Raw genomic sequence first — 18,568 nt, forward strand, 5'->3', positions numbered from 1 at the left:
CCCTCATTATAAGTAAATAAGCACAAGCATCCAACCCGTAAATTCGGATCGTTTACTTGTGCTTTTATAGTACCAATGGGAAGACCTAAGTTTTATTTAGTTATCCCAATTAAGAGGTTTCCATTCTAAGTCTTTTTCGTCATCTAAAAATGCGGGCCTTACCCATTTAATTTGTTCTGTTCTAAAACGGGCAAATATTCATTTTCTAACCATTCTCTAAACTTTAATAAATCTTTATCCTTTTCATCAGTTGGATAATATACATCCCAACTCTCATTATCATTTTGAAATCCTATGGCTTCGATACAATAACCGTTATCATAATATCCAATATGCCAATGAGAAATTTCTGACATTAAACTGCCCCCATTCTATCCTTAACAAACCGTCACTATAAAGAATGAATTGCATCGCCACTTTATAGGGCCACCTAGAACAAATCTCTCTGTATGTATGTTTCAACAGATGTGGAAGGAGAAAATCTAATGCAATATTGATTACCTAGCTCACTCTCAACTTTGAGAAATAGCCTCAAGCCCCACTCGTTATGTTCTCTCTGAAGTTCAAACGCACGGTTTACTAATTTGTCAGTATTCAAATCTAACCATTTCCCATATTCCAATATCCACTTCATCAACTCATTCTTTAGCTCAAAGGATAAAGGTAACGTAGGTAAATCAAGATTAGAGCTACATATATCACACCATATTGGGTCGGATGAGAAGTCTGCCTCCATTCTCAGAAATTTTGTTGGCTTTTCGCATCTACACCCTGTATTAAACATAATTTATTCTCCTATATCTAAATTGTTGGTTAATTTCTTACAAGACAAATCTTACGAATGCGTCCACAGGTGGGATGGCATTTAGACTGATGGTTTTAAGAATGGGAAGTTGGGTTTGTGGCGTAATATGAGAATGATGCGACAATGTCCCATAATTTGCAGTTATGTTAATGTATTAATTGTGCGGATTTTTGTTTTGTCTTAAATAACGTAAAACTTTACCTTCAATCGAGATTAATACATCACGAGAAATGTTGAAATTGGAATACAACTGTTCTAATGTAGCTGGGTCTAATTCTACGCCATGCCTCGCCTTAAAGATAACTTTTTCATGGTCATCTAAGCATGTTTCCATTGCTTTAAGAATTTCATCTTTGCTATACAAATCTATTCCCTCCTTTGAGGTTGATAGTATTTCAAAAATTACGAACCTATACAAATTCGCATTTTGCTACGAATGCGTCATACGGATAATGCCAAGCTAAATCATCATTAGAGTATCAGTCTCTAACCAACCTTCCCTCACTCCTTACCGATGTTCCTAGTACGATTCGGTCATTCTTACTAAATATTCCTTCAATGTTTACAACAATGTTTTCTTTATCTGTACGCTCGTAAACATCAAATAACTTTTTGGGAATTTCTACTTTATATATGAATTCTTTTTTACTAGTATGTTCAGTAATTTGTTCAGCTTGTAATTGAATTGGGTTTGGCTTGATAGTATCAACCCCATTCTCTACATATCTAATTTGGTATTCAACAGAAACTGCTATCGGTAAAAAATCATAACTAGTGCTATTTTGGAACTGGATTTTCGCAATATATTTTTCATCATCTTCCGATGTTATTGAAAATTGTTGTTTAAATTTAACTCCTTTTAGTTCTTCAGGAATACTTTTAGTTTGAGAATTACATCCAGAGACAAATAACAGTATAAATATCATAAAAACTAAGGATAATGCTTTTTTCATTTCCTCACTCCTCGTTAATTGGAATTTTCTTTAATTTCAGCCCTATTTAACGAACTGAATATTGGGGCAATTGCACCCATCTCATAAAACTTAACCATGTGTAAGTGTTCGGCCAATCAGAGCAATTTTTCTTCCGAATCGATAAGAGACGTTTGACTATCTTTTAATTCGATTTTCTTATTCGACTTATTTTTAGTAATGTAAATATCTAGTGCTTTAATACCCTTAGTTAAAAATCGTAGAAGCTGAATTAAACAAAGCCCATAATCAATAATAAAAAGTTGAAAGTAGCGGCCAAACCAAATAGGCCAAAATTGAAACTAATATTATTCATACTCTAGCCCCCTATCTTTGTATGTATTCGACCCATTGGAATAAATATCCTTTCTATAATAACTTTAGCTTTACTGCGCATTATCCTACTAATTGATTTAAAGTATAATCATGGGGAGTAAGGCACATAGAAACATAACAGCAATTAAAAATCCGTATATTAAGATGTTCCTCATTAACCTTTCTCTCGAAGTCATAGACTCTAATCTTTTGTTTTCCTTCTCGATTTGTATTTGAACATCTCCCAACTTACTAGCTGTTCCAAAATAGACCAAAGCAGGTGAAATGATTAGAATAACTAACCCAAAATAGTCTTTATTACCTTTGAAAAACTCAAATATCCCCCAGATTGTAAATGGAATAAGCGCCAGCCCAAAGGGTATTGCAAAATCCTCGTCTGAACACCTTTCCGAAGTGCTTTCATACAACCCAATGCATCGCTTCCATCTATGTGTTGTTTCCATTCTTCTTCCTAAATTATCCGGATTTCTATCAACTAGTTCCAAGTGTTAACAGTGCAGTATCCAGGTCTGCAACATCCACAGTGTAACTGGTAGCACCTGGAACAGGAGTCCAGGTTATTTCGATATCGCCATAAGGAAGCATAGCCCCATCCTTAGGATAGATGATACGTATAGATGGATCCGTTAAATAAATAGGATAGAGCTGAATTGCTTGACCAATCCTCAACCTTTGGGGATCAAGGCCTGGATTAGCAGCGATGAGCCCTGAAAGGGACGTGTTATTGGCACGAGCTATTTTGTAAAATGTATCGCCTAGCTTGATAATGTAAATTTTATAGGCAGTACTCTGGCGTTGTAGATACCCCTAGGTTATTGGCCCTACTATTCCATCGGGAACAAGTCCGTAGTCTTTTTGAAATTGGATTACGGCAGACGCTGTTTTTACTCCGAATATCCCATCAGTTATCCCTGGATTATAGTTTAAGATACTTAAAGTGGACTGTAATTGAATAACATCTTCTCCAGTCGATCCTATACGTAATATGCGCAACTCCATCACCCCTGTCACATTAATACCCTTATACAATATGTTATTAATAATGGTATAGTGTTTCAGGGAGATCGTCGGTTGCGATCTCCTTAGCCTAAAAATTGATAGGCTTAGCAATTTACTACTGCTAAGTCTATCTTTATGTGCCATTAACCCGCCCCAGACATTCCGCACATGCACCCTGTATGCCCTTAAACAAGTTTAAATATGTCATACTATGAGAGACTATTTATGAAAAGTATAAAGGTAAACTTGAACAAAATAATTATCATTTTGAGTTCCGCGAACTCCTTCTCCTTGGCTTGTACCAGGAATCTTACGCGCGTAAGATTCTTGGTACAAGCCAGGCCGCTTACCCCCCCCCTCCCATTACGTACAGTGCCAATATGGCAAAGGACCAGCAAACATACATTGGTTAAACTTAGCCCTGCTGTAGGTGAAAAGCGGGTCTTGTGTTTATAATATTATAGAAGGAAATATCGCATACAAATTTTCGAAAGGGCTTTAATATGAAGAAAACAGCCAATAATCATGACGCATCCGGATATATTCTAGAGAGCGCTCGCTTAAAGTTTCGCCAAATAACCCACGAAGATTTTGCTTCCCTTAAAGAAATGCTCTCTGACCCCAAGGTTTTGTACGCCTGGGAACATACCTTTACTGACGATCAAATTCATGATTGGATACAAACTCAATTATCCTACTACCGGCAAGACAACGCAGGCTATTTTGCTGCTATTGAAAAAACAACCGGGGCATTTGTGGGCCAGATGGGTCTCCATCGCTGTGAATTCAATCAGCAAAGTATTTTTGAAGTTTGTTACATGCTCAAGCACCGGTACTGGCACTATGGCTATGCTTTAGAGGGTGTCCGGGCACTGACAAATTATGCTTTTAGAGAAATAAGTTTGCCTGAGGTCTATGCCCAGATCAAAACAAATAACGCCCCTTCCATAGCTGTTGCTGAATCAGCAGGCTTTGAAAAAAAGGCAACCTTTATAAAGCATTATAACGGAAAAAACATGGAGCATTTCCTCTACGCAAAAACAAAAGAGTGTCTGCCTTAATACTCAGTTCCTTGAATAGTAGGAAGGAAAACAATACAGAAGATTCAGCAAACAAGGGATATAGGGAAATAACAATGATCCGAGATTCAATGCATAAATGGTTGTTTTGAAACGCTAAAATTTATTTCAGGAGGGAATATTATTGAAAAAAATCAGACTCTTATTCATTATAATAAGTATAGTGGGGTTAATTGGAATCTTAAATTATGTACCACAGCCTGATAAGATAATAATTACACATGGTGGCATAACCAAGGAAATTACTAAGACGGATAATACTTATAATTTGATTTTAGAAGTTGTGCGAAAGTGCATATATTTTTAATACTGTCAATTTGGAGAAACTCAAATGTGCAGCACCGTCAGAACCAAATAAGATTGATGGCATCGAGTTTTTTTATAATAGACCAATTGTTTTAGGTTCAAACATTTTAATAAACAAATTCTTTATCGATGACCATTCCGTCCTGTTTGTTTACAAAAATGGTCAATACATTTATGGCGGGCAAAAACTGAAATACAGGACACATTTGTATGACGAAATTATCCAATATTTAAGTTGAATGGGTAAAAATCCAATGTGTTATTGTTATACTTTGCCCCAAGGGCGGCTGTATTTTCCCCACTGAGTAGAGAAGCAGAGGTTTTTCAATCGTCGATGATAACATAATATGTATGAGAATTTTTATCCAAGTGAATTGCAAAATTAAGAACCATGACCCTCCCCAGTCTTAACTGTCCAAACGGAAAAAGAAACTGCCGGCAGCCTTATAGCTGCCGGCAGTCCTCTTCACTATAAAGGGTCTTTTTCTAAATCAAAAACCTGCTGTAAGAAGAACAAGCCTCCATATATAGCGAAAAAGGATGCCTTAGCTGCCACCGGAGATTCGTTCCGTATCTATCCCTGAAAGCCCCTCCCTTTTCGCCTGCCAAGCTCATATAAACACTGCTTTGCATCTGTAATGGCTGGATCATCATAAAATATTAGCGGCATTTTTTATGACGGTTATTAATTCATCCCTTTTCGTGCCGCTAACGCACACATCATAAAAACCCATGTCCTTAAGAATTTTAACATCATTCGGCGGAATGACTCCACCAATGACAAAGGCCATACTTTTAGCAATGCCTTTTTTTGTGGCTAATTCCAAAAGGTGTTTGCCTGTACGCAAATGAGCTCCCGATAGTGAGCTGACACCAATAATTTGTACATCTTCTTCCATGGCTGCTTTGATTGCATTTTCTGCAGTGGTGTTGCCCATATAGACAACTTCCATACCTTCTTCTTTTAAAATAGTACTCACGACGATGATTCCGCGATTATGTGTCTCGGGTCCGAGACAACACATTAAAACTTTAATTCTTTTAGCATCCAATGTTGTCCACCCCTTTCCTTTAAAATACACCCGGCCGTTTCCAAAGGCCAAAAACTTCTTTAAAAATCTTCCATTGTTCACCGACCGTACAACCTGCTCGAGCACAATTCACAGTATATTCCATGACGTTCTTACCCTCTCTGCAAGCTATCCTTAATTCATTAAGGGCTTTTTCAACCTCGGCACTATTTCTATTCTTTCTGTGATCCTCAAGGCGTTGTAATTGTCTGGCCTCACATTCCTCAGGATAATGGAAGGCTTCAAAATCTTTTCCTTCACCACTTTTTTGGTAATTATGACCGACAATTTTAATTTCACCTTTTTCAATTCTCATTTGTTCTTTGTACATATAATTATATATTTTCCGGCTGAGATAGCCGTTGGCAATAGCTTCTACATAGCCCCCTTGGTTCTCAATCTCTGTGATCTCTGCTAAGATTTTCTCTTCCATCTGATTGGTCAAAGCCTCTATGTAATAAGAACCTCCCAATGGATCAACAACAGCGGTAACTCCTGTTTCATGTTCAATAATTTGTTGGGTCCGTAAAGAAAGCAGGGATGCTTCCTCAGAAGGAACCGAAATTGCCTCGTCATAGGAATCGACATGCAAAGACTGGACCCCGCCAAGAACAGCAGCCAGCGCCTCAAAAGCCGATCGAATAGCATTGTTATAGGGTTCTTCCCTTACTAAGCTTATACCGGAAGTCTGTAGATGACATCTCATCCAGGTTGACCGATCCTTCTTAGCATTATACTTATACTTAAGGATTCTGTACCAAAGTCTCCTCATCGCCCGTAGTCTGGAGACCTCCTCGAAGATATCCATCCCTCCGGACCAGAAGAAGGCTAATCTCTCAGCTACCCAATCCACTTCGTAACCGCGACGAATCATTTCATCCAAGATTGCCATCCCGTGAGTTGCTGCTACAGCCATCTCTGTGACACCGGATGTCCCAAATTCCCGGAAATTATAACCATTAAGCGTAATGAAATTCCATTTTGGTACATTCTTGCGGATGAATTCAATATTGTCACACTCAATCCGGAAACAGTCTTTAGGTGGAATATATTCAGAAGAATTACGAACGAGTTCTTCAAGGGTCATATCATTTTGTGAACTGCCTTTAAGTTGATCCCAAGGTACCCCTCTTTTTTCGGCCATGACCAAATACATGGGAAAGAGACAGGCAGTATTGGAAGGGTAGTGGGTAACGATGGAGGAAGTTTCTTTAGCAATATTAATCCCTTCATAAAGCAATTCCCAGTCAGGAACATGGTTGACACTGACTCCACAGGACCCGACAGAACCTTGGGCCATTGGGTCGTCACAATCATACATTTGAATCGTTGGCATATCAAAAAGGAGATTAATTCCTGTAGCTCCGTGATTCAGCAAATACTTTATGCGAAGGTTCGTGTCCTCCGGACCGCCAAAACCGACCAATTGACGTTGGGTAAAGGTACGGCCGCGATACATGTTACTATGAATTCCCCGAGTAAAGGGAGCTTCGCCTGGATTTCCCAGTTGATCACAGTAATCCGTATCAGCAATATTCAATGGAGTATAGATCATTTCCCGTGGAATTTCAGAACCCAGAACTGTTAAGGGAATATTTTCCCAATTGGCGAGATCCTGGGGTTTAACCCTTTCTTTTTTCCATTGCTCAAGACCTTCTTGAACTTTGGCCAGATAAGTTGGGTCATAGACTTGACAATTTTCAGTTTTCTTCATAGTCTCTTTAAGTATTTCTAAGGTTGTTTTCTGTTGCTCACTTTGCATAATTAGTCACCTTCCTCATGTGTCTTGGTAAAAAACAATTGCAGAATTTCATCCGCGGCCTGATAAGGATTTAAACCGTCCTCTTGAACTCTTACTAAAATATTTTTAACTTCCTCAACTTCTAAAAAACTTTCACGCAAGTAGTTCTTCAATCTTTCTTCTATAGCTCCATAGCAGGCATGTTTACGCTGCAGATGGGTCTGTTGTTCTTTTAATCCCGATTGACCTAAAAATGTTCTATGCCTTTGAATGGCTGCATCGAGGTCTGAGATCCCTCGGTCATTGAGGGCTTCCGTCAATACTATTTCCGGAGTCCAGTCACTGTCTTTCCTCAAATAGAGCATCATTTGCAGGTCATCGACAACCTCCCGAGCACCTGGAAGATCAGCTTTATTGACTACTAAAACATCGGCAATTTCTAAGATCCCGGCTTTTAAGGCCTGCATCTGATCGCCCAATCCCGGAACAGAAACCACAATCTTTGTGTCAGCATAACGAATGATATCGGCTTCTATTTGACCTACTCCTACGGTTTCGACAATGATAACCTCTTGCCCAAAGGCATCCATCAGTTTAATAATTTCACTTAACCTGGGAGCCAAACCGCCCAGCGCTCCACGGGTGGCTAAACTCCGCAAGTAGACACCGTCATCTTGATAAGCCCACTCCATTCGCACCCGGTCACCAAGAAAAGCTCCCCCGCTAAAAATACTGCTAGGGTCTACGCAGAGCACACCGACACTATAATCTTTACTTCTAAAATTACGGATCAACTTATCAACTAAGGTGCTTTTTCCTGCGCCGGGAGGACCGGTAACCCCGAGAACATACGCTTTACCTGTCAGGGGATAGATTGCCTTCATAATATCCAGGGATTTAGGGCTATCATTCTCGACCATTGTGATTAGCTTACTAAGAGCTATGCGATCTTTTTGGATTAAACCTTCAATAAGTTTTTCCATCTCTGCATCTCCAATAGCAATTTTGTAAATATGCTTTTGAATGATCTCTAAATAAAATACCCTCCATTGATATCGATAACCGCACCTGTCATGTAGGATGCAGAATCAGCCGCGACAAACACCACGACATCTGAGATTTCAGCCGGTTCTGCCAAACGGCCGGCAGGAATCTTGGCAATGAGTGCCTGAAGTTGTTCTTCAGGATATTTCATCATCATATCCGTTTTAATATAACCGGGGGCCAGGGCATTACAGGTAATTCCTTTGGACATATTCTCAACCGCTGTAACTTTGGTTAAGCCGATTAAACCCGATTTTGCCGACGCATAATACCCAGTCCCAGAGATACCTAGTCTAGCCGTAAGAGATGAAATATTGACAATTCGGCCATAATTATTTTGTCTCATACTAGGCAATACAGCTTTTGTACAGATGAAAGGCCCGGTAAGATTTACATTCATTACATCATTCCAATTCTGTAAATTGCCTTTATGGATCAAACCGTCACGATTAATACCGGCATTGTTAACAAGGATATCGATACGACTGAAACGTGCTAGGATTTCCTCAACCATCTTATTGACTTCACTTTCTTGAGTCACGTCTGCGAGAAAAACCTCAGCCTCTGTTCCTATTTTACGAAGTTCTGAGACGGTCTCCCGGGCTTTTACTTCATTCAGGGAGATATCGTTAATTGCCAGTTTAGCCCCCTCATTTGCTAAGGCGAAAGCAATTGCTTTTCCTAATCCCTGACCGCTGCCTGTTACCAGAGCAACTCTGTCTTTAATTTTCATGGCTTACCTTCCTTTCGTCCTGATCTTTAAATCCCCTCTGCTCGCCCATTTTCAACTGCAACTTGCTGAGACGAGTCTGCCTGTTCCTTTAGACCTTTAGAGCGCTCATCTAGATTTAATGCAAAACATATGCCATTATATTTTAAATATTCAGATAATATTGCGGGCATTTTTATTGAGATTTTCAGACAATTATAGCTAAATAAAAAGAAGCGATGCTCTATTGCATCGCTTCAGGTCATTTTACCGGCAATCCCTGATGCACCAGCTAATCAGTGATGTCTCTCGGCATCACCAAAGTCTCTTTTCTATAAAGCTTCAGCTTGCGCACTACGGTAGATTGATTAATGCCTAACATTGAAGCAGCTTTCCTGGTACTTTGGGTCAAATGATAGGCTTGTAAGATCATTTTCTTCTCTGTTTCAGCTAAGGCATCTTTTAAAAGACTAAGCGGAGGCGGATCTGCAGCAGTTGTTTCTTTAGAGCCATTGCCCTTAAATAAAGAAGGATCGATCCCTTCATCAGGGCTTAAAATTACCATGCGTTCAATGGTATTTTCGAGTTCACGAATGTTTCCCGGCCAATCGTGTTCCGTCAAGGCTTGCATGATTTCCGGAGAAATTTTGCGATTAAGGTTATATTTCTTAGAGAATTTTCGCATGAAGTACTCCACTAATATAGGAATATCGATTACACGTTCGCGGAGAGGCGGGACATAAATATTGACAACATTTAAGCGATAAAAAAGATCCTGGCGAAACGTCCCCTCTTTAACCATTTGCTCTAAATTTCGGTTTGTCGCTGTAATCAAGCGCACATCAACAGAAATACTCTGCGTCCCACCCAGGCGGGTAATCTCCTTTTCTTGAATCACCCTTAGTAACTTGACTTGAAGGTCAAGAGGAAGTTCACCCACTTCATCGAGGAATAAGGTTCCATTTAATGCAAGTTCAAAGATTCCAGGCTTCCCCTTCTTGGCTGCCCCTGTAAAGGCTCCTTCCTCATAACCAAATAGTTCAGACTCTATCAGACTCGGGGCGAGAGCTCCACAATTAATTTTAATAAAAGGTCCGGTAGATCGTTGGCTTGCTTCGCGAATCATCCGAGTTATAATTTCCTTGCCTACGCCGGATTCCCCAGTGATTAGTACATTTGTATCCACTCGCGCCACACGAATGGATAATTCCACAACTTTTCGGATTTCTGGGCTATTAAAGATAAAGCCCTCCTCAAGTGCTTTTATCTTTAAGCGGGATAGTTCAGAGCGATAGTTATCCATCTCTTGAGTAAATTTATGAAGACTTCGTCTTAGGGAATTTAGTTCAGTGAGGTCTCGTATATTGGCAATTACACGTACTACCTTTCCCTTAGTATTGAAAACAGGGGTCCCTGTAAACAGAATTTCTCTGCCCTTAATTTCTTGAATCATAGTAGCGGAGTTAAGGGTTTGGAGGACTTTGGATGTGACAAGTTCTGATAAGTAACCTCTTGTGACAAGTTCTGTTACAGGTTGTCCTGTAAAATTCTCTTCAAGGGGAATACCAAGCATTAATCGGTAGGCCTTGTTCATGCGGATTATGCAGCCTTGACCATCTGAAATTACTAAACCATCAGCCGAAGAATCGATCAAGGCGCTGAGTTCGCTATTCAGTTCTTGAACAGAATGTATTTGGTGAGAGACCAATTCCAGGTCAGTAATATCTAAAAAAGAGCTTACTGCTCCGGTTATTTGCCGATTAATGATAATGGGAGTGCGATTGGTTAATACTGTTCTGTCTCCAATCTGCAGCTTAACCCCATATTGGGGCTTAGCACTATGTAAAACATCTTTGATCCTAGACAAAGGAATAAGTTCATTAACATCACGCCCAATAATTTCTTCACCGCAGACCATAAACTTCTTGGCAGTTTCGTTGATATAGGTTATTTTTCCATTGATATCAACAGCGATAATTCCACTGTAGATTGAGTCAAGCACAGCTCGAAGTTCATTCATAAGAATTCCTGGCTTCTGGCTCTCTGTACTTTCATAGCCCATTAAAGGTCCCCCCAATCGTTCAGTCTGGAATCCCTGTTAAATTCTAAAATAGCTCAATTTTGAACAGGTCTAGGCCAGTTCGCTACTTTGCTCCATACTTTGAGCAGTCATGAAGCAGTCCCTTACTTTTTACGATACTATTCTATCATGAAATTGACATACTGGGTGTAGCGGAACCCATTTTAGCCAGGAGCTTGTTCAGCCTCTGAGGCAAGCTTTTCACTGAAGAAGCCGATTGCATAATGCAACCGGCTTCGACCATGAACTATTATTTAATTTTCAGAGTCCAATTACCGTTAAATCACAAAGCTCATATTGTTTGGCATAGTATGAAATCATGTATTGCTTTCACTCCGGCTAACGCATGATTCATATCGTTTTCCTCCAGCGCCAAATCCATCGGATATCTCGGCTGTACGCCATAAGCCGTCAGGTCTGAGCAATGGTCGGCGATGTCCGCAAAGGCGTCGGAAAACTTTAAACAAAGCTTATTAAGCTGATCTAAATCATGCGTTTTCGGAGGATTGACCCCGTTTAGGACAAGATAGCCCTTCAGATACTTTTCGGCGGACTGCTGGCAGTGATAACAGATGATTTCAATGGGAACAGGCTTCATGTTGGTTAAGTATTCTGCGCTTCGCATATCCATCACCGCAAGATTGAACCACTCCTGCGCTCCTGTTTTATTGTCCATATAAAACAACCCCCTCTTCCATGATTGTTCTCTCAATGGTAGGGGCTATTTTACGCTTATTAAATATATTCTCCTTCCCAACGACAATATCAACGGGCATGGTCTTTTTGTCACGGATTGCTCTATGGATTAAGCGCATCGCGTCAATTTCACGGATATCCGAGCTTTCCGGCATCACCACATACAAATCAAGGTCTGAATCAGCATTGGGTACACCGGCGGCATATGACCCGAAAAGATAAATCTTTGCTACCGGAACAGTTTTTATAATAATACCCTTAATGGTTTCAAGCTCGTCCTGTATACGTTTTTCCATATAGCACCCCTGTTCCTGAAGACAAATATTTACATTTGCATTATAGCATACCCCTTCTCATTTTCCAACGCACTATTCTGCTCTTCACGGGTTTGCTTGACGCGAACCTTCGATTTGACATCGTATTTAATTAATATAATACAGATTTAATCACAGTTTGACGGCTAAACAACCGTATTGAATAATAACTCCCGTCCTTCAATTTTCCGAAGGACGGGAGCATACTCCCGGGTTACACCCTCTCTTTACTTCATAGGCTTTAGGTTTATCCCCTGTATACCGGCAATCGTGGTAATGGGGTTTTGAGTTCATGGGTCACATTCAAAGAAGCGTTTATTTTCTTGCTGGACTTGCTCCAAAACGTCTTTGTCATGCTGAATGACGGCAATCTGCTCCCGGATCTTTTCCACCATCATTTTGAAATGAGCCGCCAGGTAACCGATTTGATCCTGTTAACGAATGTTTAAATTGGGATTGTAATTGCCCTGGGAACCACTGTCGCTAAAATTAGTGAGAGACTCCTCCCGGGCTTGTACCAAGAATCTTACGCACGTAAGATTCTTGGTACAAGCCCGCAGGTTACCTCCTGCTCTCCGACTGAAAAGCCGATTGCCGGTAGCGTCCATCTGCCGGCAGTGGGTTTTTCATCATAAAGGAGCTTTTTTGAATAGCACCAGATAATTTTTTCTCCAACCTCGATGTCACCTGCCGGACTCTTATTTCCTCATCACCGGACGGGAGTATATTTAAGAGATTAACAAGTTGAATTTTGTCGCAAATAGCTTTGGTAATGCTCGATCGCCATAAATATTAATAATATTCAAATACGAATATTCGTTTGTAGAATCTTTCTAAAAGCGCCAAATGCCATTGAAGTTTATTATGCCTGAGGGTATAATAAACGCAGTAAAACTAGTTTGAATTATCAGAACAATTAAACTTATATGATATAATCCTTTAAAACAGGGCTTTTTTGGCGATCGCTTTCTTCTATTCATCAAAAAGTTAATAGTTGTAAAGTAAAAAATGCCGTTGTCATCATAGTCTATATTTATGGAAAGGAGTTACTAAATAATGAAAAGAAGAGCATTGTCAATGGTCTTACCCCTGGATATTTTAATAGTACCCGAGCCATTACTTGGAAAGTACACCTTCGAAATTGATGGGGTTTGTGATCTTTGTGATAAAAAGGAAATGAGATAAACATGAACTCCACAGTATGTTTTACCCTTAGCTATAACAAAAACAGAAGCTTCTAAAACATAAATTCAATCTGCAAAGCTCTTGTTCAGGTGCTTCGCAGATCAAATGAGGAGAGATGAGCATGGCCACACGTCAAGTGTATTGGAACATTGAAGGAGAGCATTGGCTCTATTTGTTCTTCATCATTGCCCTTATTTTCTTCGGCTACGGAGTGTACAAACGAGTGTCACTTTGGAAATTAGGTCAGCCTGAGAATCGCTGGAAGAATCTATGGCCAGGCCTAAAAGATATTATTGTCTATGGATTCGGGCATAAGAGAATCCTCAAAGATTCTTATCCGGGAATTATGCACCTTTGTATTTTTTGGGGATTTGTATTCTTAGCCTTTGCCACAGCAATAATTACTTTGCAAGCTGATTTTGGCTTACAAATATTCCACGGCTGGCTTTATCTGTTTATAAAGCTGACCGCAAATCTCTTTGGCTTGGCGGCTATCCTCGGTATCCTAATAGCAGCATATCGTCGCTATATCCAAAGACCCGACCGCCTAGACAATAAAACGGATGACGCAATTACACTAGCCTTAATATTTGTAATACTGCTAACCGGCTTCCTAATTGAAGGAGCTCGGATTGCGGCAGCACCTGATCCCTGGGCCGGATGGGGATTTATTGGCCAATGGATATCAATTCCCCTCAAAGCCTATCTCAACCAGGCACAGTTACTTTCCTTGCATAGATTTTTATGGTGGTTCCATCTACTCTTAGCAATGTCGTTCATCGCTTACTTCCCTTATTCGAAGCTGTTCCATGTACTATTGGGTCCATTAAATATGGTTTTCCGTAACAGAGGACCCATCGGAATCCCTGAGCTTATAAATTTTGAAGATGAAAGTCTGGAAACCTTTGGGAAAAGTCAGCTTCGCGAATTTTCTTGGAAAACTTTATTCAATACGGATGCTTGCTTGCGTTGTGGACGTTGTCAGGATAACTGTCCAGCTTATTTAAGTGGAAAACACTTAAATCCCAAAAAGATCATTCAGGATATGCGGGTTTTAATGGAAGAAGAAGGCACGGCCGTTAAAGCCGCACAGAAAGACGCTTTAGCCAATCAAACAGCGGAAGCCGAAACCGTAGCAACCGAAGAGACCGTCGAACTGCCGGTACCTTCTCTCATAGGTGAAGTTATTCCTGAGGAAGACTTATGGTCCTGTACTACCTGCCGTGCTTGTGAACAGCAATGCCCAGTTTTCGTCGAGCATGTTGATAAAACGATTGATCTGAGACGACATTTAGTCTTAATGGAAACCAGGTTCCCTGCTGAGGCTCAGTTAGCCTTCAGAAATATGGAGAATAACGGGAATCCCTGGGGCATCGGTTGGACAACACGGGCCGACTTTTTAAAAGGATTAGGAGTAAAAACCTGCGCAGAAGATCCTACAGCTGAATATTTATATTGGCCTGGCTGTTCAGGTGCCTTTGATGCACGTAACCAGAAAGTCTCCGCTGCCTTAGTCAAACTGTTACAAAAGGCTGGTGTTCATTTTGCAATCTTAGGCAACGAAGAAAAATGCTGTGGTGACTCTGCCCGTAAATTAGGAAATGAATACTTGTTTTATACGTTAGCCTCAGAAAACATCGAAGTCATGAAGGGATATGGGGTTAAGAAAATTATCACTCAATGTCCTCACTGCTTCAACACTCTTAAAAATGAGTATCCTCAATTCAATGGGAATTTCGAAGTTGTGCACCATTCAACCTTCTTGCTTGAGCTCGTAAAGTCCGGAAAACTTGCGCTAAACAATATTTCCGGAAAATCAATTACCTATCATGATTCTTGTTATTTAGGCCGCTATAATCAGATATATGCTCAACCCCGTGAATTGCTCAAAATTGCTGGCCTTGAAATAAAAGAAATGGCTCATAGTGGTGAAAAAAGCTTCTGTTGCGGGGCCGGCGGCGGTCGAATGTGGCTAGAAGAACATGAAGGCAACCGCATCAATGTCATGCGTACCGACGAAGCAATTGCCGCTAAGACAGATTATGTAGGTACCGCATGTCCTTTCTGCTTAACCATGATCGTCGACGGAATAGCGTCTCGTGAAGCGGGAGTAGCCTTAAAAGCTCTCGATATTTCCGAAATTTTAGAAGGTTGTATATAATATCGACCTGTCAGATAGAGAGTAAAATTCTCAAGAGCAAGAAGCCCTCCAACAAATGGGCTTCTTGCTCTTAGCTTTCCTGCAGAGCATTATGGCCTAGATCCAGCCTCTGAATTAACAAACTTATGTTATAATGGAAAAGAAAGTACTCAACCGGGAGGTTTATATGAACCGAATTGTTTCTATATCCGGCAAACTTAAATATATAGGTCTTTTGGGCCTGCCAATGTTCTTTTCGGATGCGCCGATCTGGAAATACCTTTGGTTATTCTGGCTGTTTGCTTTTGTGGAAATTTTCGCCTCTCTCTCAATTTTTGTGCAGTCCTTACAGCAGTTGATTGCTATACCCTATATCTATCTTTCCCATGGCTTCCGACTGCCGGATCAAAATAACTATCAGCCTGCCATACGCTATTCCCTGCCCTTCAGCGGGGAATGGACAGCGGTCAACGGCGGCCCGGACAAGGAAACCTCTCATTCCTGGAGCATTTTAACCCAGCGCTACGCCTATGACTTTTTGATCTTGGATGACAGCGGTCAAAGCTGTTCCGGCGACAAAACCCTTTTGCCGAACTACTATTGCTATGGCAGGGAAGTCTTGGCTCCGGCTGACGGAGTTGTTGTGGAAGCAATCGACAAATACCCTGATTCCCGCACCTATGGCAACGGTTCGGTGGATCATGCCGCCAAAGACATTCGCGGCAATTACATCGTAATCAGGCACGCGGCAAAAGAGTATAGCTTGATGGCTCACCTTCTGCCCCACAGCATTAAGGTCCAGGCGGGCCGGCAGGTAAAGCGCGGCGAGCCCATCGCGCAATGCGGCAACTCCGGCAATACAACTGAGCCTCACATCCATTTTCAAATTCAGGATGGCCAAAGCTTCCTTGCCTCGGCAGGATTGCCCATTTCCTTTGAGGGAATTGAGACGAAGCCCGCTGAAAACTATGCCAAATTTGATCCGCGTCCGGTATATGAGCAAAAGGAAAGGGATACATCAACGATTCAACGCGGCTCTTGCGTAGGGAATATGGAAAGTTCAATGTAGAATTGAATCGGCGTGTAATCCTGCATTTCGTCGATGACCAGATGCTTATCACTTGCCTTTGAGAACAATTTTCAATTGTTCTCGGGTTTTTTTATACCCACCGGCTAAACCTTAGCTCCTAGGAATCCATCGCTCTGTAGTAACCCCAAATCCAATTACGACATTCAGGATCTCTATCCAGTCTTAAGCAGTTTTTTTCGCCCACCTTTAGCCGACAACCACTCAGATACGAGTTGCTGTCGGCTATTATTCATTTTTTATCCTTTGCATTCACCTCGGCAACTCGACCGGTCTCAAACTGCTCCATAACTTGCGGCAAATTTGCCTCCCCCATTCGTTCTGTAGGAAAATAAGAAACAGAAAGGGAATTGACCCATGAGACTGCTTGATTTTCACTTTGCGGCTTATCAGATAGGGGCAAAATACGAATGCTATACTCACGGACAGGAATATCCCGCTCATGTAAGACAGCTTCTAAAGCTTTGGCGACTTCTGCAATTTTGCTAAAGGAAACATCATGACTAAACAATGTCACATCAATCGTAAGTGGCAGCGGAGGATTGTGAATATCCAATGTCATATCCCGCTCAAGTTTCGTTGAATCTCCCTCCTTTACAAAAGGAAGTGAGATATGATCAAAGTCATAATCAAGCTCACCGCCAATCATATCTTTCGCGATTTCCCGCAGCTCTTCATCCAATCTCCGAAAGGTGGTAAAGTTGTTAGCAACCTTGTACTCGTAGTCATCACGTATGACATTTCCATAGCTGTCAACATAGATGCTAAAGGCAGTGTCCTCGCTCGTACCAGACTGTACAAACACAAAATATGAACTGAACTTGAAATTGTAATTGGATTTTTCAATTTTCAGATTCAGATCACTGTACTTTGTGTCAATGTATTGTTGAGCGGCTTTTTTGGCTAAGGCATTAGATACAGGATTGCCGGCAAAGCTGTTTACAAAAAGCAGCAATAAGATAATAAGCCCAAATCCAAGGGCTCCAGCCAATATCTTTTTCATTTTTAAATTCATTTTATCTCACCCTCTTACTTCTTAAATGCATAGCATAATAGTCCTGCAATCAGAACACCCACGGCACTAAACGCTGCAAATACCCCAGACCACCAAGCTGACATGATGATTAAGTCTAATATACATCCTGTTTATTCTGTTCGTAAATGGTTTGGATGTTTATTTTTGCCATACGTTTCCCCCTTTCAGAAGATTAGTGTCAAATCCTTTGGATTTGTTACAATACAGCATACATTATTTTTTATTCGGCACCTGAAACTCACTTCATTTTTTTGACCTGTATATAAAAACAACGGCATCAAGATTTGCTGTCCTGATGCCGTTGTTTTTTCCTGCCTGAAATTGTAATTTTGAGGGAATATGGAATAAGAAAAGTACTCTGTCCGGAATGCTTTTCTTATTCCATATTCGGAGGGTCTTATAAGCATCCCTCGTCATGGAGAGTTTACTTGACATACCATTGGCTCCCAGGATAACGGCAGGGTTTATAAATGTTAACAATACCGTTCAGAACTCGAAAAATGGTTTACGGGATATTACAAAGCCGGTCGATTTTTTTCTTCTTAGGTTTTGGAATCGGAATAACCGGCTCCAATAAAGTGATGACTTCTTTGCTGAATACGGAATTGTCTATGTCCAATATATAATGTTCTTTTGCTCTGTCATACGGAAAGCCTGTCTCTGCATCTTTCATCTTTTCACTGATACAGTCAAGTATTTTCACAAAGACCATATTATCACAGACGAGAAGTATAGGCTTCTCATTCACATAAACCATATATTCTTCAAACATTTTCTTATATCTAACAGCACCAACGCCGCTGATCTGTTCACAAACATATTCAATAAAATCTGTTGTTGTTGCCATACTATCACCTCTCGATCATTGGTATGCTTCTCTTTATCTAATTCAGTGAATTTGACTAGAACGCACTATTACGTAGAAAAGAGGGGGTCTTTTTATTATTCTCCCGTTTTTTATGTAGGGCAA

Annotated in this window: 20 protein-coding genes; 4 read left to right on the plus strand and 16 right to left on the minus strand. The window is 40.6% G+C overall.

Going from position 1 to position 18,568, the window contains the following annotated elements; translation table 11 throughout:
- Positions 1–158 precede the first annotated feature (158 nt).
- From M8E35_RS23705 to M8E35_RS23730, 7 genes are all read right to left on the minus strand, one after another.
- A complete protein-coding gene (locus M8E35_RS23705; RefSeq protein WP_252473309.1) occupies positions 159–356 on the minus strand; it encodes a DUF3986 family protein in 198 nt (65 codons plus the stop codon).
- A gap of 74 nt (positions 357–430) precedes the next feature.
- Complete coding sequence (locus M8E35_RS27250) at positions 431–784, minus strand: immunity protein CdiI family protein (RefSeq protein WP_508012621.1); 354 nt, start codon at positions 782–784, stop codon at positions 431–433.
- Between the two features lie 175 nt (positions 785–959).
- Positions 960–1,169 (minus strand): hypothetical protein, encoded by a 210-nt coding sequence (locus tag M8E35_RS23710; RefSeq protein ID WP_252473310.1) that lies wholly within the window; start codon positions 1,167–1,169, stop codon positions 960–962.
- A 115-nt stretch (positions 1,170–1,284) separates the two neighbouring features.
- The gene (locus M8E35_RS23715; protein ID WP_252473312.1) at positions 1,285–1,758 is read right to left on the minus strand and encodes a hypothetical protein; all 474 of its coding nucleotides are present in this window, start codon (positions 1,756–1,758) and stop codon (positions 1,285–1,287) included.
- A gap of 431 nt (positions 1,759–2,189) precedes the next feature.
- Positions 2,190–2,555 carry a hypothetical protein gene (locus M8E35_RS23720; protein WP_252473314.1) on the minus strand — a complete coding sequence of 122 codons (366 nt, stop codon included), beginning with the start codon at positions 2,553–2,555 and terminating at the stop codon, positions 2,190–2,192.
- A gap of 28 nt (positions 2,556–2,583) precedes the next feature.
- A complete protein-coding gene (locus M8E35_RS23725; RefSeq protein WP_252473316.1) occupies positions 2,584–2,781 on the minus strand; it encodes a hypothetical protein in 198 nt (65 codons plus the stop codon).
- A gap of 138 nt (positions 2,782–2,919) precedes the next feature.
- Complete coding sequence (locus M8E35_RS23730) at positions 2,920–3,105, minus strand: peptidoglycan-binding domain-containing protein (RefSeq protein WP_252473318.1); 186 nt, start codon at positions 3,103–3,105, stop codon at positions 2,920–2,922.
- Between the two features lie 509 nt (positions 3,106–3,614).
- Between M8E35_RS23730 and M8E35_RS23735 the strand changes: the two genes are divergently transcribed.
- Entirely contained in the window at positions 3,615–4,172 is a 558-nt protein-coding gene (locus tag M8E35_RS23735; RefSeq protein WP_252473320.1) for a GNAT family N-acetyltransferase, read from the plus strand.
- A gap of 974 nt (positions 4,173–5,146) precedes the next feature.
- Here the strand turns inward: M8E35_RS23735 and M8E35_RS23740 are convergent.
- The 7 genes from M8E35_RS23740 to M8E35_RS23770 form a co-directional block, all read right to left on the minus strand.
- Positions 5,147–5,548, minus strand: coding sequence for a cobalamin B12-binding domain-containing protein (locus M8E35_RS23740; RefSeq protein ID WP_252473322.1), 402 nt, complete (start codon positions 5,546–5,548; stop codon positions 5,147–5,149).
- Between the two features lie 19 nt (positions 5,549–5,567).
- Entirely contained in the window at positions 5,568–7,328 is a 1,761-nt protein-coding gene (locus tag M8E35_RS23745; protein ID WP_252473324.1) for an acyl-CoA mutase large subunit family protein, read from the minus strand.
- Positions 7,329–7,330: 2 nt separating this feature from the next.
- Positions 7,331–8,290 carry a methylmalonyl Co-A mutase-associated GTPase MeaB gene (gene meaB, locus M8E35_RS23750; protein ID WP_252473326.1) on the minus strand — a complete coding sequence of 320 codons (960 nt, stop codon included), beginning with the start codon at positions 8,288–8,290 and terminating at the stop codon, positions 7,331–7,333.
- Positions 8,291–8,337: 47 nt separating this feature from the next.
- Positions 8,338–9,084, minus strand: a complete 747-nt coding sequence (locus M8E35_RS23755; RefSeq protein ID WP_252473328.1) for an SDR family NAD(P)-dependent oxidoreductase — start codon at positions 9,082–9,084, stop codon at positions 8,338–8,340.
- A gap of 268 nt (positions 9,085–9,352) precedes the next feature.
- Positions 9,353–11,122, minus strand: a complete 1,770-nt coding sequence (locus M8E35_RS23760) for a sigma-54 interaction domain-containing protein (RefSeq protein WP_252473330.1) — start codon at positions 11,120–11,122, stop codon at positions 9,353–9,355.
- A 310-nt stretch (positions 11,123–11,432) separates the two neighbouring features.
- On the minus strand, positions 11,433–11,816 hold the full coding sequence (locus tag M8E35_RS23765; protein WP_252473332.1) for a HEPN domain-containing protein: 384 nt from the start codon (positions 11,814–11,816) through the stop codon (positions 11,433–11,435).
- Entirely contained in the window at positions 11,806–12,132 is a 327-nt protein-coding gene (locus tag M8E35_RS23770; RefSeq protein WP_252473334.1) for a nucleotidyltransferase domain-containing protein, read from the minus strand. Before M8E35_RS23770 ends, M8E35_RS23765 begins: the two co-directional genes overlap by 11 nt.
- A gap of 1,074 nt (positions 12,133–13,206) precedes the next feature.
- Between M8E35_RS23770 and M8E35_RS26610 the strand changes: the two genes are divergently transcribed.
- The 3 genes from M8E35_RS26610 to M8E35_RS23780 all read left to right on the plus strand — a co-directional run bounded on the left by M8E35_RS26610 (position 13,207) and on the right by M8E35_RS23780 (position 16,544).
- Positions 13,207–13,335: a hypothetical protein gene (locus tag M8E35_RS26610; RefSeq protein WP_289710993.1), complete on the plus strand. Its 129-nt coding sequence runs from the start codon at positions 13,207–13,209 to the stop codon at positions 13,333–13,335.
- 121 nt (positions 13,336–13,456) lie between these two features.
- On the plus strand, positions 13,457–15,496 hold the full coding sequence (locus M8E35_RS23775) for a heterodisulfide reductase-related iron-sulfur binding cluster (protein WP_252473336.1): 2,040 nt from the start codon (positions 13,457–13,459) through the stop codon (positions 15,494–15,496).
- A 166-nt stretch (positions 15,497–15,662) separates the two neighbouring features.
- A complete protein-coding gene (locus M8E35_RS23780) occupies positions 15,663–16,544 on the plus strand; it encodes a M23 family metallopeptidase (RefSeq protein WP_252473338.1) in 882 nt (293 codons plus the stop codon).
- Positions 16,545–16,794: 250 nt separating this feature from the next.
- Here M8E35_RS23780 and M8E35_RS23785 read toward each other — a convergent pair whose 3' ends face one another.
- Together M8E35_RS23785 and M8E35_RS23790 are read right to left on the minus strand one after the other, a co-directional pair.
- Complete coding sequence (locus tag M8E35_RS23785; protein ID WP_252473340.1) at positions 16,795–17,577, minus strand: YfjL-like protein; 783 nt, start codon at positions 17,575–17,577, stop codon at positions 16,795–16,797.
- A gap of 526 nt (positions 17,578–18,103) precedes the next feature.
- Positions 18,104–18,445 (minus strand): transcriptional regulator, encoded by a 342-nt coding sequence (locus tag M8E35_RS23790; RefSeq protein WP_252473341.1) that lies wholly within the window; start codon positions 18,443–18,445, stop codon positions 18,104–18,106.
- Positions 18,446–18,568 lie beyond the last annotated feature (123 nt).

This window comes from Desulfosporosinus nitroreducens, assembly GCF_023897015.1.
Taxonomy (GTDB): Bacteria; Bacillota; Desulfitobacteriia; order Desulfitobacteriales; family Desulfitobacteriaceae; genus Desulfosporosinus; species Desulfosporosinus nitroreducens.

What these genes read in the sequence shown, in the direction of transcription:
- M8E35_RS23705 (WP_252473309.1), bottom strand. Translation starts at nt 356, where the DNA reads ATGTCAGAAATTTCTCATTGGCATATTGGATATTATGATAACGGTTAT.
- M8E35_RS27250 (WP_508012621.1), bottom strand. Translation starts at nt 784, where the DNA reads ATGTTTAATACAGGGTGTAGATGCGAAAAGCCAACAAAATTTCTGAGA.
- M8E35_RS23715 (WP_252473312.1), bottom strand. Translation starts at nt 1,758, where the DNA reads ATGAAAAAAGCATTATCCTTAGTTTTTATGATATTTATACTGTTATTT.
- M8E35_RS23720 (WP_252473314.1), bottom strand. Translation starts at nt 2,555, where the DNA reads ATGGAAACAACACATAGATGGAAGCGATGCATTGGGTTGTATGAAAGC.
- M8E35_RS23735 (WP_252473320.1), top strand. Translation starts at nt 3,615, where the DNA reads ATGAAGAAAACAGCCAATAATCATGACGCATCCGGATATATTCTAGAG.
- M8E35_RS23745 (WP_252473324.1), bottom strand. Translation starts at nt 7,328, where the DNA reads ATGCAAAGTGAGCAACAGAAAACAACCTTAGAAATACTTAAAGAGACT.
- meaB (WP_252473326.1), bottom strand. Translation starts at nt 8,290, where the DNA reads ATGGAAAAACTTATTGAAGGTTTAATCCAAAAAGATCGCATAGCTCTT.
- M8E35_RS23755 (WP_252473328.1), bottom strand. Translation starts at nt 9,084, where the DNA reads ATGAAAATTAAAGACAGAGTTGCTCTGGTAACAGGCAGCGGTCAGGGA.
- M8E35_RS23760 (WP_252473330.1), bottom strand. Translation starts at nt 11,122, where the DNA reads ATGGGCTATGAAAGTACAGAGAGCCAGAAGCCAGGAATTCTTATGAAT.
- M8E35_RS23765 (WP_252473332.1), bottom strand. Translation starts at nt 11,816, where the DNA reads ATGGACAATAAAACAGGAGCGCAGGAGTGGTTCAATCTTGCGGTGATG.
- M8E35_RS23770 (WP_252473334.1), bottom strand. Translation starts at nt 12,132, where the DNA reads ATGGAAAAACGTATACAGGACGAGCTTGAAACCATTAAGGGTATTATT.
- M8E35_RS26610 (WP_289710993.1), top strand. Translation starts at nt 13,207, where the DNA reads ATGAAAAGAAGAGCATTGTCAATGGTCTTACCCCTGGATATTTTAATA.
- M8E35_RS23775 (WP_252473336.1), top strand. Translation starts at nt 13,457, where the DNA reads ATGGCCACACGTCAAGTGTATTGGAACATTGAAGGAGAGCATTGGCTC.
- M8E35_RS23780 (WP_252473338.1), top strand. Translation starts at nt 15,663, where the DNA reads ATGAACCGAATTGTTTCTATATCCGGCAAACTTAAATATATAGGTCTT.
- M8E35_RS23785 (WP_252473340.1), bottom strand. Translation starts at nt 17,577, where the DNA reads ATGAATTTAAAAATGAAAAAGATATTGGCTGGAGCCCTTGGATTTGGG.
- M8E35_RS23790 (WP_252473341.1), bottom strand. Translation starts at nt 18,445, where the DNA reads ATGGCAACAACAACAGATTTTATTGAATATGTTTGTGAACAGATCAGC.